The organism is Myxococcales bacterium (assembly GCA_022184915.1).
GTDB lineage: Bacteria > Myxococcota_A > Polyangia > Fen-1088 > Fen-1088 > JAGTJU01.
The window spans coordinates 718,155-733,129 of the sequence record JAGTJU010000003.1 but is presented as its reverse complement, the minus strand read 5'-3'; the positions used below and the strand labels follow the sequence as shown (position 1 = coordinate 733,129).

Sequence of the window (14,975 nt, the reverse complement as noted above, 5' to 3'; positions counted from 1 at the left end):
GCCAGCGGCCACCCTTTACGCGGCCTTCGGGTCGGACCTTCGCGCGAGCGCCGCACTGACGTCGAAGGCCGGGGCTAAGGTTTGCGGCCGTGAAGGGCGGCGCAGGCGTGCGTCCAGCCAGGCAATCCATTCAGACCGTCAGCAGAGGAATGCTCCGCTTCCGGGGGCACCGTATTGTCTTGGACATCAATCGAACCAAAAATTTGCAACCAATCTTCGATGGCATCCGATAGTCTCTCGTCTTGATGCGACGGTTCGATCGCTACTCGGCCCGGGAGGTAACGGAATGCTTTCTGCAAAGGCGGTGATTCTTTACGGCAACGGTGGCGACTTGGGGAACCTTGAAGTGTTCGCCCGGGGCATCCAGAAGAGCCTTCCGGAGTCGTATGGGCACAAGGACGTGATCGTGAAGAACGTGATCCGAAAGGAAGACTTCTTTCACTTGATCGATACTTTCGCCAACACCTATGTGGGTTCGATAACTGAGCTACACATCGTTTCACACGCAATTGGTGCCGGTCTTTTCCTCGGTTACCACGTTGCGGCCATCAACGATTCTCGCTGGTCTGTTCAACTCGAGATTCAGGAGAAGAAGAAGCGTAGAATTAGCTATGACGAGGTCGTTGCGACTGAGATTGGAGCGGTCCTCACCGACGACTTTGTTAGGCCTGCCATTAAAGCGAAGGCGGCCGCGATGCGGTCCGCTTTCGCGGTCGGTTCGACCATAAAAATATGGGGCTGCAACTCCGGGGTCGACGGCTGGTTGTATGGCGACAATGGCGAAGCCGATCCCAATGTCTACGATGAGAGGATCCCATATTATTGGCGGGCCTTGAACACCAGAAACGTGCCCAAGCCTGCTATTGCTCAAGCGTTCGCGGATTTTTTTTCAAAGGGTGACCTACGGAGCGACATCAGGCGCGCATGTCGAGGTCTTACACCGTGGCAAATGGATCAAGTCCGAGCGATATCGCGCCGAAGTGAATAGCTGGCCCTCTCCAAAACTTGTGCATCGTCTCCAGCCCGATCGCGGTGACTACAAAAAATTCACGCCAGGACCGCTCCCTTGATGTCGGCCGTGATTCGCCGGGCTCGAGTGGCCGCGGCCCTCCTGTTGTGGGGCCTGCTATTATTAGCGGTGCTTTTTTGTGGATGTCGATCCCAATCTAGCCCCGCTCGAAGTCTCGTCGTAGCATCATCGAAGGATGCTGGCAGCGATGCCGAAGCTCCTATTGAGGATCTTTGTTCCCCGTTCCGCCAGCCTACCGCAATGCAGGCAGCAGTTAGGGCCCCCGACCTTGATGCCATCAAAGCTCTGGTGAAAGCGGGGGCTTCCGTCAATGAATCCGACTCGTGTGGCGACACACCCTTGATGGCGGCATTCACGCCCGAAATCGGGTGGCCATCAAAGAGCATGCATCCCTCAAGGGAAGAGATTGCCAAAGAGAACCGCAGAATGGATCAAGCGGCGGACGCTCGCATGGTGGTCGCCTTGTGGCTACTGGATAGTGGCGCCAACCCCCTGGCTTTAGACGCCTACGGCAATTCCGCTCTTTCGCGCGCTGCCGGTTTCGGCCTAGGCGGTGCCACACTTCTCGTTATCATTCGCAAGATGATCGCTGCAGGTGCCAACGTGAATCAACAGGGAAGCAAGGGACGTACTCCTCTCATGGATGCTGCTTGGACAGGTCGTAAGGATGTGGCCGAGCTCCTATTGTCCGCGGGGGCGAACAAGATGGCCAGGGATCATGAGGGCAAAACTGCAGAAGATATCGCGCGGCTGGGAAACCGCGTGGAGATGCTTCAGTTGCTTTCGGAGGGAAAGGTGCATAGCGAGCATTGAGGTCAAGCCGTTCTGGCGGCTCTGCAGAGTATCTTTCCAGAGAACGAAGACCCTCGTGTAGATCAAGGGCGCGAACAGGGAGCTTGGGTGACCAGAAGACATGGCAGAGGGGCGCAAGCACGGCTTCAAGGTAGTCGGCGCATTCCGTTGGCGTCGAGGAACCACATCCGCTAGCGCTCGTTGGCTTCGTCCCGCGTGAAGCGTCGACCCGTACGGGCATGGCCGAGACGCCGCATCAGCCCATCGCAAGTCTCCGCTTGCGAATTCTGCGCCGCATATCGCTCGAGCCACCCGCGGAACTGCTCGTTCAATGTGGACCGTTCAGCACGTGCCCGCTCCCGCGCCCGCTCGATGACCTCTTCGTCGGCCGACAAGGTTATGTTTCTGAGAGACGGCACTACAACAGTGTACTCGGTGGCCTTGCGCACCCTCAAGGGCGCTGCGCGCCGTTTCAACCATCACGCTGCGAGCGCGAGACAGCCGCGGCGGCGCAAACCTGAACGTCTGTGGGCATCGCGCTTTCAACCCTCGACGCGGACGAGGCGCAAGGTTTCGTCTGCACCCTTCCCCTTCGGCGCGAACCCCAGCCGTCCATAGAACGCCTGGGCGTCTCGGGTGGCCAAGCCCACGTTCTGCACCTGGGCCAGGCGAGGGTGCTCGAGCAAACGCTGGGTCACAAAGCGGCCGATGCCTCGGCCCCGGTGATCGGAGCGGACCACGACGTCGAGGATCCAGGCGTAGCGGGCCCCGTCACTCACGGCCCGCGCGCTGGCGACGACCTCACCTTCGCGGCTGCGCGCGACGAGCCAGGCGCTGGAGGACAGGTGCGCCGCTACCCTGCGTGAGCTTTCGTAGCCTTCGGTCCAGTATTGCCCTTCGAGCAAGGCCGCGACTTGCCGTGCGTCGTCTGCGTTCGGGTTCACACACAGTCCCGTGTCTGCCGGGCCGCGCATGAAGGCGGGCCGTGGCCGCGCTGGGTGTGCTTCCTGCACGAGCCGGATCGCCCGCAAGTCTCCCGATTGTCCCCGTTGCCACAGACCCTCGAGCACCCGCTCGATTTGTGCGGCCGAGCGCTTCTGCCCCAGCTTGTTGCGCGCCTGCATGCGCTCGGGCACGAACGCTGCCACGGTCAGGCGCTCCAGGACGGCGGCGTACTTGCGGTCGTTCGGGTCGATGGCCGCATACCCCCCTTCGGGTTGAAAACGCTGCATGAGCGCCGACAGAACCCGGGCCTTGCCGTGAAGGTCGGTGATGGGCCGCACGGTGCCCGCGGCCTGCGCGCTCAGGTAGTAGGTCGAGGCGGGGCAAGCCATCACGGGGTCGACCCAATAGCTCGGGACCTGCGCCACGACCTCTTCGGCGCTGGCCAGCACGGTGGCGCCGATCAGGGCCTGTTTGCCACCCCGCCGCCCCCCGTGAAAGCACAGGGTGCCATCGACGACGGCCACGTTGAAACAGCGAACGACCTGCTGTCCGTCCACCGAGGCTGAAAAGCGCACGTAATCAGCGGTGGACAGGAGTTTCCAGGCTTGTTCACGGGTGCCCTCGTAGGGGCTGGGCGCCTCTTCCGGATGGGTGCTCATGAGGTCAGCATGCCCAGTAACTGGACCACGCGGATGGACCAGTTGTAGAATTTCTGATAGACCAGTTCATGGCGCGCGACTATCTTTTGTCTCTCGACCTGACGACGGCCAAGTCATTGGGGCTGCGCATTGCCGAGGCCATCGTGTCCGACATCACCCGGGGAAGGCTGCAGCCGGGGGACAAGCTGCCTGGATCCAGGCGTCTGGCCCTGAGGTTGGGTGTCAACCGCAACACGGTGAACGCGGCCTTGGCTGATCTGGTCGCTCAGGGCTGGCTGGAAACCGCACCGGCCCGGGGCGTGTTCGTGCGCGCCCGTGACGCCCGTGAGCCGCTCCCCAGGCGCCGAGGCAAAGCGCACCGCCCTGGGCTCGCCGTGCACCCCGGGTTCTCTTTGCCTCCGCTCCTGACGGGCTCCGTGGGACGCGCCCGAGGGGACAAAGAGCTGGTGCTCACGGGTGGCGTGCCGGATCCGAGGCTGTTTCCTTACGTGCCGCTCACGCGCGCCTACCGCCGTGTGCTGGCGCGAAGAGGTCCTGGCTTGCTCGACTACGGCGATGCGCGCGGGGAAGCGCGGCTGCGCGAAGGGCTGGCCCGCATGTTGGCCGAAACGCGCGGCTTGGCCGCGAGGGCCGACGACGTGCTCATCACGCGGGGCAGCCAGCAGGCGATCTGGTTGGCAGCGCAGGCCCTCCTGCGCCCTGGCGATCGCGTGGGCGTCGAGACCTACGGGTATCCGCCGGCACTGCAGGCGCTTCGCTCGACGGGGGCCGTGCTCGTGCCCCTGAACGTCGACGCCGAAGGCGTTCGCCTCGACGAACTCGAACGGGCTTTGACGGCCGGGGGCCTCGTGGCGGCGCACCTGACACCCCACCACCAATACCCGACGATGGCCTCCCTCAGCGCGCCTCGTCGCCTGGCCTTGCTCGCGCTCGCCCAGCGGCACCGCTTCGCCCTCATCGAGGATGACTACTCACACGAGTTTCACTTCACGGGGCGTCCCCGCTTGCCCCTGGCCAGCCAGGACGAACACGGCGTGGTCATCTACGTGGGCAGCTTGTCGAAGGTCCTGGCCCCCGGGCTGCGCATCGGCTACGCGGTGGCGCCCGCTCCCGTGCTCGAACGGATGGCGGCCCTGCGGACATCCATCGACCGACAGGGCGACAACGTGGCCGAAGCGGCGGTGGCGGAGCTTCTCGAAGATGGTGAGCTGGCCCGCCATGCGCGTCGCATGCGCCAGGTCTATCAGGCAAGGCGCGACGTGCTGATGACGGCGCTTCGAGACACGCTGGGTGAACGCGTTTCGTTCGAGGTGCCCCAGGGCGGCATGGCGCTATGGGTGCAGGTTCACGGAGGCGATCCGGTAGCGTGGGCGGAAAAGGCACGGGAGCGCGGTGTCACGTTTGGCGCGGGACGCGATTACCACGTGTTCCGCAAGCCCGTGCCGTTCGTTCGCATGGGCTTCACACGCCTCGACGAACGTGAACTGCGGCGGGCGGTAAGGTTGGCTGAAACCGCCTGGGTCGAGGCCTGACGCCTCCGCCGGCTGGCTGCCGGCCAAGTGTTGTTGGCGCCAATCTATGCCTTCTTGGAGCGCCTAAGGCCAGAGTTGTTGGAGGAAGCCGCAGCTGCCAAGGCCTCACGCTGGATCGAGATGACGGCTACGACCACAGCTACTTCTTCATCAAGACTTTTAGCGAAGGAAAGTTGCGATTCTATCCCGTGACCTTCGTAGGCTAGAAGAGCGTTTGGACGCTTCATCTGGGTCCCAGTTCTCAGCAACGAACGCGCAGAGCCGTGCATTGTAGCCAATGCCTTGGCGGGCCGTCGAACCCGAGACTGCAACCAAATCGGACCTTATCTCGCTGGGCGCGCTCTTTGCCAGGGTCAATAGGTATTGCTTGGGATCGGGGAGCGTATCTGGATTTTCTGGAAACTTCCCTCCGCGCCTCCGCCCGAAAAGCGCACTGCGGAGCCCGATGTGGTCCCCTAACAACCACGATTCTATTTCTCGAACAGCAACACGAATGATCAGATTGCTGGGCATGACCCGGCCCGCGAACCAACCTCGAAGAAAAGACGGCGCACATTCTCCTCTATCGAGGTCGGTCAGAAGGAGTACGGGCTGGTTTCTTGCCATCTGGCACCAGCTATCCATTCGGCTTCGAAGGTAGCCACACCCAGTTCCGCCCAAGACTTGGGTGGGCTCGACGCCATGATACGCGAGTAGTCGTCTGCCCACGGCTTCACTCAGCGCGTCCTCCGTTGCCAGAGCAATGGGCTTCACAGCGAAAGACCAAGCTGTTCTACGCCCGTGGGCTTGGCCTTGGGAAGAATCACCTCGGCGATCGACAATCCTGCCTCAAGCGCCATCCTTTCTTGCTCGTTAATAGTTCTGGCCTTAGTGCCTTCCGACCCTGGCTCCAGAAGCACAACGCTCCTCCCATCGATACCCTCATTGCTGAGGAGGGCGGCACTGTGGGTGCTGACCACAATCTGACGTTTGGTCTTCCTGCCTTGTTGAATGCGCTTCATGATGAGAGGGATCTCCTTCACGATGGCGTCGTTGAGAGAAATTTCAGGCTCCTCTAGCAGCAGAAGCGAGTCACCCTCGAGTAGAGACCAAAGGAAACCCAAAAGTCTCAACGTACCGTCAGAGAAATGTTCCTCTGATTGCCAGCCCGCATTGGGCCGATGGTGCGAGTACAACGCCTTTAGGTGAGGGTGTCCCAGTTCATCGTTTTCAAATTTCAGTTCTTTGAATTGCGGCACTGCCAGCGTCAGTGCTTTTTCGATCTTGCGCAGTCGCGCGTCGCGTGTCTTTGCAGGTGTACGGGCGACATGTTCCAAAAAGCCTTGGCCAAACGGGTCGTCCTCAAGTCGTTGCCCCCCGAGCTTGTCGGCAAACTTGAGCAACTGCGGCACAATGTGGAGATAGGTACTTTCGCCAAAAAAAGATGGGAGAACGCGGAACTTCGTGTTCGCTTGAATCTGCTCGAGATAGGTCTGCGTTAGCTGCGCCGGATCTTTCTTGTCCTCTTCGTTTGGGCGTGAAAACAGCTTCGTAGAATGCGACCATACCTCCTCCTTGGAAACGAGGGTCCGCTGAGCTCCCTTCCCTTCGGGTTTGAAGGCAAGCACGTACCTCCATGCCGGAGCCTCGTCAGGGGATTGTGCAACCTCAACTTCGATGAGCACCTCCGGATCACGTCGCGCGTGAAGGCATCTCAACTTGCTCATTCCGCCACGGTCGGCCACGGCCGTTTGTAAGCCCCCTCCTTTGGCCTTGCTGACATCCCGCAGAAAGCGAAAAACATCCAGGAAATTGGATTTGCCGGATGCATTGGGGCCAAGGACGTAGGTCGTCTCGTGGAGGGCGACATCGATGGCCTGGAAGTTTCGCCAATTCTTTAGGCGAATGCGCTTGATGAGCATCTCCCTATGTTGCCACAGAGATCGCGCGAGGCGGCGGCCGCGGAGCGCCCGCGGCACGGCAGTAGGTGAGTAGGTGCAATTCCCGACACACAAGGCGCCTGCAGGGCCTGCGTGCGAATCGCTTTGCAACGAGGCGTATATAGCGCGCTGCGCCGTGACGCTGCTCGTGTTGCACGAGCGGAGGCGGACGCTGTTCATTCACGCGGACGTCGAGGAGATCACCGAGCTCGAGGCGAAGCTCGCCTTCCGCGGTCGTGAGACGCAAGCGTCGACGCGTCAGTCGGGCTTCCTTGCGAAATCCTCGCCTGTCAGCGCGGGCGCACGGGACTGGCCGCCCGTACGTTGAGCAGCACGCCCGTCATGATGAGCGCGGCGCCCGCGAACGCCCACGCGTCGAGGGTCTCGTCGAAGAACAACACACCTCCCATCGATGCGATCACCACCGAGAGCTGGTTGGCCACACCGGGGGCGGCCGCGGAGGCATGAGCCAAGGCGGTCGTCATGAGGAGCTGGGCAAGGGCGCTCACCACGCTCACACCCACGACGAGCGCCCACAGCTTCGGCGTGGGCCACACCCACGTCCCGAGTGGAGGCAGGGCGAAAGGTGCCGCCGCGAGCGCACCGAACACCGAAAAGCCGCCAAACAGGGTCAAGGTGCCATCGGGCGCGCGGGCCCCCACGCGCGCCACCTCGCGCCGCCCCGCCCGCGCAGACACCAAAGCCGCCGCAGACACCACAGCCGACGCCAGCGAAACGAAATACCACCCGACCCCGATGGCTCCCGTCGTGCCTTGTTGCCACGCCAGGGTCAGCGCGGGCGCCATCACCAACGTCACCCCCGCAAGCGCCACCACCATGGCCACGCGGGTGAGGCGCGCCACCGATTCGGACAGCACGAGTGAGCCCAAAAGCGCCGCCCATATGGGGGCGCTGTAGTGCACGAGCGTGGCCAGCCCCACGCCCACCCGCTCGATCGACACGAAGTAGAGCAAAACGGCCGCGCCTCCGAACAAGCCGCGTGCCGCGAGCCAGCCCGGTCGGCTCACCCGCACGATCTCGGGCTGGCGAAGCGCCAGGCCGGCGAACAGCAGCACCCCGAACACCATGCGCAATAACGCCACCTGCGGCCCTGACATCGTCCCCGCAAGCGCCTTCGTGCCCACCGCCATCAGGCCAAAAAACACGGAGGCCACCACCAGCTGCACACCCGCCCGGCGCGCCCGAGGATCTGGGGAGAGCTCCGGAAGTTTTGGCGGACCGTGGGGCGAAGAACCAGGCATGAGGCGCTGCCCAGCCCTTTACCAGCCCGAGGGTCTTTGCACCCGGGTGACAGACGAAATCGCCCCCCGGCCCCCGCACGTTTCGATAAGAAAGCGGCTCCGCGTTGCCCCGGAGCCGCTCGTCTCACGCCAAGAGCGCCTGTTTACTTGATGAACAGAATCTCTTGGTACGTGGGCATCGGCCACATGTCGTCATCGACGATGCCTTCGAGAGCATCTGCCGCCTGACGAACCTCGCCCATCGCCGGAACGACGCTGTGACAGAAGTGCTTGGCCTCCTCGAGCACGTCCGAAGCGCCGTGGTGGCTCGTCGCCGAGGCCAGCTTCTTGAGACCTGCCTGCAGCTTGCCGATGAGGTCGGTCACCTCTGTGAGCAACGACGTGTCGGGTGTGACGCCGGCCGCTTTGACGGCCGCCACGTTCTCGGCCAGGACGCTTTGGTAGCGCAAGGCCACCGGCAGGATCGTGGTCTTCCCCATCTTGGCGGTGAGGTTGGCCTCGACGTTGATGTACTTGCAGTACTGCTCGAGATAAATCTCGTAGCGGCTCTTGAGCTCACGCGGCGACAGCACCTTGTACTTGTCGAAGAGCTCGATCACCTCAGGCTTCTGCAGCTGAGGAAGGGCATCCACGGTGGTCTTGAGGTTCAACAACCCACGCTTTTCCGCCTCGAGGTGCCACTCTTCCGAGTAGCCGTTGCCGTCGAAGATCACCGCACCGTGCTGTTTGATGATGTCGGCCAGCACGTCCTGAATGGCGGCGTTCAGCTTCGTACCGGCAGCCAACGCCGTCTCGAGCTTCGTGGCGATGTAGTCGCAGGCCTCTGCGATGGCCGTGTTCACCGACAGGAGCGGCCCCGAAATCGATTGACCAGAGCCCACCGCGCGGAACTCGAAGCGGTTGCCCGTGAAGGCAAACGGGCTCGTGCGGTTGCGGTCGCCCGCGTCCTTCGGCAGTGCGGGCAAGGTGTCGACCCCGATCTCCAGCTTGCCCTTGATCTTCGACGACTTGGCGCCACCGCCCTTGATCTGCTCGAACACGTCGGAGAGCTGCTCCCCGAGGAAGATCGAGATGATGGCGGGAGGCGCTTCGTTGGCACCCAGCCGGTGGTCGTTGCTGGCCGACGCGATCGCGGCGCGCAGCAGGCCGCCGTAGCGGTGTACGGCGCGGATGACGGCTCCGCAGAACACCAGGAACTGCGCGTTCTCGTGGGGCGTCTCGCCCGGATCCAGGAGGTTGCCCTGGGTGGCGTTGCCGAACGAGAAGTTGAGGTGCTTGCCCGAACCGTTGACGCCGGCGAAGGGCTTTTCGTGCAGCAGGCACACGAACCCGTGCTTGTCGGCCACGCGCTTGAGCGTGACCATCACGAGCTGCTGGTGGTCAGCGGCGATGTTGCCGGCCTCGAACACGGGCGCCACCTCGAACTGGGCGGGCGCCACCTCGTTGTGACGGGTCTTGACGGGCACGCCCAGCTTGAAGAGCTCGCGCTCGACCTCCATCATGTAGGCGATCACGCGGTCGGGAATCGAGCCGAAGTAGTGATCCTCGAACTCCTGGCCCTTGGGCGGCTTGGCGCCAAACAGGCTGCGGCCCGCATTGAGCAGATCAGGGCGCGCGAAGTAGAAGTTTTTGTCGATGAGGAAGTACTCTTGCTCGGCCCCCGCGAAGGAGACCACCATGGCGGGCTTTTCGTGCCCGAAGAGCTTCAGGATGCGCTGAACCTGGGTGTTGAGGGCCTGGCTCGACCGCAGGAGGGGCGTTTTTTTGTCGAGCGCCTCACCCGTCCACGACACGAACGCCGTGGGGATGCAGAGCGTGGTGCCGTTGTCCGTCTCGAGCAGGTACGCAGGGCTCGTCACGTCCCACGCGGTGTAGCCGCGGGCCTCGAAGGTGGCGCGGATGCCGCCGTTCGGGAAGCTGGACGCGTCGGGCTCGCCCTGGATCAGGGTCTTGCCGGCGAACTCCGTGATGGCCCCGCCTTCGCCGTCGGGCGAGAGGAAGCTGTCGTGCTTCTCGGCCGAGTAGCCCGTGAGCGGGTAGAACACGTGCGCGTAGTGCGTGGCACCCCGCGACAAGGCCCACGACTTCATGGCCGCGGCCACGGTGTCGGCGATGGCCGGGTCGAGCTTGGAGCCCGCGTCGATCGTCTTCTTGAGTGACTTGAACACCTCCTTGGGGAGATGAGCCTTCATGGCCACCAGGCCGAAGACGTTGGAGCCGTACAAGGAGGTGGCCGGCGTCTCCTTGTAATCCAGGGGAGGACCGGCCGGCTTGTAGCTCGTCGCCGCTGTGATCGCTGCTCGTCGTGCCGTGCTCATGGTGCTTCTCTTTCCTTTTTGGACGCTATCGAATCTGCGAATTGTTAACGAAGTCGCCCCTTGTTAGAGCGCTTTGTGGCCGCCGGGGCAACGGCTTTTTTGCGTGTCCTCACATGAAAGCGAGAACGAGGCGTTAGATTAAGCGCCAATTGTTTCCGGCACTTTTCCGAATCTTTGCGGACTGGCAAACTTATCGAGCGCGACGCGTCATAAGCGCTCTCAGCCCTTCCATTCGACCTTGTCGAACTTCGGCGCCAGGAGGTGGTTGAGCAGGAAGGCCACGATGTACGCCGAACCACAGATCGCAAAGAGCACGGTGTAACCGCCCCCGATGTTGCCCTCCGCGGCGAAGCGGTCGAGCAGCTTTCCGGCGAAAACGGGAAAGAGCATGCCGCCCAGCGAGCCCGCCATGCCGCCCACGCCGATGATCGACGCCACGGCCGTCTTCGGGAACATGTCGGAGACGGTCGTGTAGATGGTGGCCGAGAAGGCTTGATGAGAGGCCCCGGCGATGCCAATCAGCACCACGGCCGCCCAGTCACTGGCCCGGGTGGCGAAGAAGATGGGCAGCACCGTGAACGCAAACAGCAACATGCCCGTCTTGCGGGCCCGCGTGACGGACTGGCCCCGCGCGTTCAGGTAGCCCGTCAGCCATCCGCCCGCCACGCTGAGCACGGTCACGATGGAATAGATCGTCACCAGGTGCACGGCGCTGGACTTGATGTCGAGCCCGCGGGTTTTTTTGAAGTAATCGGGCAACCAAATCAGGAAAAACCACCACACGGGGTCCGTCAGAAACTTCGCCACGAAGAACGACCAGGCCTGCCGGTAACGGAACAGGGTGCGCCACTTCGTCTTGCGGGTAGGGTCGGTAGGCTCGTCGAGATCGCTGCGGATGTAGGTGAGCTCCTCGCGCGACAGGATCTTCGACGCCTCGGGAACGCTGTAAAGCGGCCACCACAGGAACAGCCACAAGAGACCGCCGATGCCCGCCACCACGAAGGCCGATTGCCAGCCCCAGTGCACGGCCAGCCAAGGCACGACGGCGGGCGCGAGGATCGCCCCCACGTTCGTGCCAGCGTTCATCAGACTCGTCGCGAAGGCACGGTCTTTTTTCGGGAACCACAGCGCGATGGCCTTGATCGCCGCCGGAAAGTTGCCGCCTTCCCCCAGGCCCAGCGCCACGCGTGCGATGTAAAAGCCACGAATCGACGTGACGAACGCGTGGCCGATGGCGGCGAAGCTCCAGGCAGCAATGGACACGGCATAGCCAAGCTTCGTGCCCACACGATCGATGAACGCCCCGAAGAAGAGCAGCCCCACGGCATAGGCCCCCTGGAACGCCGAGTTCACCCACCCGAACTCCTCGTTCGTCCACCCGAGCTCCTGGTCCAGCAGGGGTTTGAGCAGCGAGAGAATCTGCCGATCGACGTAGTTGATCGTGGTCGCTGCGAACAGCAGGGCACAGATCAACCACCGGGTCCTGCCAATACGTTCGTCGTTGCTCGTGACCATGGCGGACGAGTAAAGACCGCGGCGCGCGCGCGATCAAGAAGTCCCGTCGATTGAGAGCCCGCCCCGCCGCCTACCGTGCCGGAAAAGCAGATCCCCCGCCCCGCCGCGGCCGCGCCCGCTCACATGCCCGCGCGGGCTTCGATGGCCCGCCGAAACCGGTCGGGCTCCTTGAAGAGCCGGCCCATGCGCTCCCACGACAGCGCGCCTAACCGGCTCGGCTGCCGCCCGAGCGCACACTGGAGGTACACCGCTTCCCTGAGCAGGGGCTCGAGATCGAGCGCACACCGCTTGTCCCAGGCCCCTTCGTCCAAGGTGGCCGCGTCAACACCGGCCTCGAAGTCGATGAGCACGGTTTCGAGGGGCGCCGGGCATACGATGACGTTGTGCAGCTCGGCGTCACCGTGGGCCAAGCCCCCGTAGTGCAAGGCGAGCAGCTGCTCCAGCGTCTCTTCGGCCAGCCTCCACAGCCCCGCCACGGTGGCCAGCGCCGGCTTTTCGGCCTTGGCGATGTTGCTCTCGGGCGGCTCGCTGTCGAAGGGGGTGAGGCGCGTGTAAGGCTGCCCCGGCAGCAAGCAACTGCGGAACACGTTGTCGCCGAAGCCGATGGGGGCAGGCACCTTGATGAGCTGCGAGGCCCGCTGGTGCCGGGTGTATTCGTCCTCGGGATCGCCGTGCAGGCGGCCGGGGAAGTAGGTTTTGCGAAAGTGCAGCGGGTAAATGTCGGCCGCCGGGTGGCGCTTGCGTGTGTCGTCGCTGGCGATCACCATCTCGGCCGCCATGAGCGGCATGCCATTGGCCTCTCGCCGGGCGAGCGTGCGCACGACGAAGTCCGCGCGGGGCGGCCGCAGCACCAGCAGATAAAGCTCGGGGGCCAGCACCACGCTGTGCCGGGGCGAAACCTTCACCAGCTGAGGTTCACTGGGGGGCGCCACGGAACCACTCATCCCCAGCCCCCTCGCCCAGCGTGCGCGACGAACTCCATCACAAACAGCATAACCCACGGCGGCCCCCGACGGGAGCAGGCCCCACCGCTGGTCAGGTGACACGTCTCGCCCGAGCGGCCGTCGCCTCCAGCCAGGCCCCGGGCTCAGGGCGGCGAGGGCCCGCAATCTTCGCGCAGCTGGCGCGCCACGAGGTCGTCCGGCAACAACGCGGCCGTGGTCTTTACGAGATGTGCGGTCATGGGGTGCCGCACGGTGCAGGCGAGGCGGGCGTCCTGAAACACGCGCCAGCCCACAAACCCGCGCACGGACCTGTGTGCCTCCGCCTCACGCAGCAGCGGTGCCGTCAGCAGCGTGGGCTCCGGTTCGGGACGGCGCGGCGGCCAGTGCCACAGGGCCCCGGCGTAGCTGAGCCCCCGCGCCAACGCGGGCTCCATGGGCACGAGCCCCTCCATCGCGAGCGGGTGACCGAGGGCGTCCACGGCCGCAGTCGTGATCGGCCCGCGCGCGTGGGCCGCGAACACCGGCGCGACAGCCGGCGCCACGGTCTGCATCCGGGCCGCGTAGCCGGGGCTACGGCCAAAGCCGAGGTGCACCCAGGTCACATCGGGCCGCACCCCCTCGACGACGCGTAGATAGGCCAGCAGAAACGCGGTCTCGAAATGGGCCGTCAGCAACGTGGTCCGTGGGTAGAGCGCCCCGACCGACGCCGTCAGCCAGCGCGCGGGCGCGCCCACCTCCGCCAGCGAGGGCCGCGCGGCGAGTGCGCGGGCGCCGCTCTGCACGAGCAGCCCCGTCGTCACGAGCGCCACGACGGGGCGCACGAGAGGCCGGGCGAGGGCCCCCACCAGCGCCCCTGCGGCCACGGACGCCCCCACGGCCAGGATGGCCAACGCGGGGCCCAAATACCCCCGGATGTCCGGATTGTGAGGATCAAACCCTGCCACCAAGGCCGCCCCCATCGCCCCTCCGGCGGTCAAGAGCAACGCCAAGGTGGTGTGAATGCGGCGGAACCGCAACAACACGTAAAATCCCACCAGGGCCAAACAGGCCCCCGCCAAGCCCAGCTCTTCCATCAGCACGAAAGGCAGACTTGCAGGCTCGGCCCCGCTTTGGATGAACGCGTTTTTCCCTGCGAAGGTGCGGGCTGACACCACCCACCACCAACCCGACAGGCTGCGCGCGTCCCCCCACACCAGGGTGTCTCCGTCCGGGTGCGACAGAAGCGCCTGCGCGCGCGCAGGGACGTAGAGCAGCACCAGCGCGCCCGCGACGAACGCCGCCACGGCCCCCGCGGTGAGCCCCCAGCGCCGGGCCCAGCTCGTGCGCGCCAGAAGGGGGAGGCTTGCCGCCACCGCCCCCAGCCCCGCGCCTCCCACCACCAAGGGGTGGCTGCCCATGCCCAAGCCCAACACGAACGCCGCCGCGAAGGCAAAGCGCGGATCGGATTGCTCGGCGGCCTGTAGCGCCAGCCCCGTGGCCGCGAGCGCCAGGACCGTGGACAGCGCGTACACCTCGGGACGCGTGGCGTTGTCGACCATTCCGGGTGCCCACGCGAAGGCAAGCGCGCTTGCGTTGGCGATCCAGGCGCGCAGGGTGGGACCCGGCCGCACCCGGGCATCCAACTGCGTCATCGCCGCCAGCGACAAAAGATAGACCAGTCCCGCGGCGCACGCCCCGGCCGCCGCCTGCACCAAGCCCACCCGAAACGCCACGGGCCCGAGCGGAAGGAAGCACGCAGCCTTGCCGAGCAGCAGGGCCAGCGGCTCCCCTGGCGGGTGTGCCACACCCAGCCCGAAGGCGGCGGCGGCCAGCTCGGCGGAGTCGAGCAGATAGGGGTGTGAGGCCAACCGGTACACGTAGATCCCAAAGGCCACGAGCACCACTTCGACCCCGAACCAAAGCGTAACGTTCGCGCCCGAGGGCGTCGCGAAGCTACGGCTGGACCGGGAAACCACCTGGCCTCCAGGGTATCCCGACCTTCCGGAGGTCGCCAACAGCCAGCCCGGCAAAGCGGCTGTGAATGGCCCGGGGCTCTCGCCCGTCGGAGGGGGCGCGCCAA

Annotated in this window: 11 protein-coding genes; 3 read left to right on the top strand and 8 right to left on the bottom strand. The window is 64.5% G+C overall.

Going from position 1 to position 14,975, the window contains the following annotated elements; translation table 11 throughout:
* Positions 1-286: 286 nt before the first annotated feature.
* The gene (locus tag KA712_14615; GenBank protein ID MCG5054194.1) at positions 287-988 is read left to right on the top strand and encodes a hypothetical protein; all 702 of its coding nucleotides are present in this window, start codon (positions 287-289) and stop codon (positions 986-988) included.
* A 282-nt stretch (positions 989-1,270) separates the two neighbouring features.
* The gene (locus tag KA712_14610) at positions 1,271-1,843 is read left to right on the top strand and encodes an ankyrin repeat domain-containing protein (protein ID MCG5054193.1); all 573 of its coding nucleotides are present in this window, start codon (positions 1,271-1,273) and stop codon (positions 1,841-1,843) included.
* 170 nt (positions 1,844-2,013) lie between these two features.
* Here KA712_14610 and KA712_14605 read toward each other — a convergent pair whose 3' ends face one another.
* Together KA712_14605 and KA712_14600 are read right to left on the bottom strand one after the other, a co-directional pair.
* A complete protein-coding gene (locus KA712_14605) occupies positions 2,014-2,241 on the bottom strand; it encodes a hypothetical protein (GenBank protein ID MCG5054192.1) in 228 nt (75 codons plus the stop codon).
* A 123-nt stretch (positions 2,242-2,364) separates the two neighbouring features.
* Positions 2,365-3,426 (bottom strand): GNAT family N-acetyltransferase, encoded by a 1,062-nt coding sequence (locus tag KA712_14600; GenBank protein MCG5054191.1) that lies wholly within the window; start codon positions 3,424-3,426, stop codon positions 2,365-2,367.
* Positions 3,427-3,494: 68 nt separating this feature from the next.
* Here KA712_14600 and KA712_14595 point away from each other — a divergent pair, with 68 nt between their 5' ends.
* Positions 3,495-4,958 carry a PLP-dependent aminotransferase family protein gene (locus KA712_14595; GenBank protein ID MCG5054190.1) on the top strand — a complete coding sequence of 488 codons (1,464 nt, stop codon included), beginning with the start codon at positions 3,495-3,497 and terminating at the stop codon, positions 4,956-4,958.
* 749 nt (positions 4,959-5,707) lie between these two features.
* Here the strand turns inward: KA712_14595 and KA712_14590 are convergent.
* The 6 genes from KA712_14590 to KA712_14565 form a co-directional block, all read right to left on the bottom strand.
* Positions 5,708-6,859, bottom strand: coding sequence for an AAA family ATPase (locus tag KA712_14590; GenBank protein MCG5054189.1), 1,152 nt, complete (start codon positions 6,857-6,859; stop codon positions 5,708-5,710).
* 308 nt (positions 6,860-7,167) lie between these two features.
* Positions 7,168-8,139: a DMT family transporter gene (locus KA712_14585; GenBank protein ID MCG5054188.1), complete on the bottom strand. Its 972-nt coding sequence runs from the start codon at positions 8,137-8,139 to the stop codon at positions 7,168-7,170.
* Positions 8,140-8,282: 143 nt separating this feature from the next.
* Entirely contained in the window at positions 8,283-10,457 is a 2,175-nt protein-coding gene (locus tag KA712_14580; protein ID MCG5054187.1) for a glutamine synthetase III, read from the bottom strand.
* Between the two features lie 219 nt (positions 10,458-10,676).
* A complete protein-coding gene (locus KA712_14575) occupies positions 10,677-11,972 on the bottom strand; it encodes an MFS transporter (GenBank protein MCG5054186.1) in 1,296 nt (431 codons plus the stop codon).
* A gap of 119 nt (positions 11,973-12,091) precedes the next feature.
* Positions 12,092-12,904 carry a hypothetical protein gene (locus tag KA712_14570; protein ID MCG5054185.1) on the bottom strand — a complete coding sequence of 271 codons (813 nt, stop codon included), beginning with the start codon at positions 12,902-12,904 and terminating at the stop codon, positions 12,092-12,094.
* A gap of 155 nt (positions 12,905-13,059) precedes the next feature.
* Positions 13,060-14,871 (bottom strand): DUF2723 domain-containing protein, encoded by a 1,812-nt coding sequence (locus tag KA712_14565; protein ID MCG5054184.1) that lies wholly within the window; start codon positions 14,869-14,871, stop codon positions 13,060-13,062.
* Positions 14,872-14,975 lie beyond the last annotated feature (104 nt).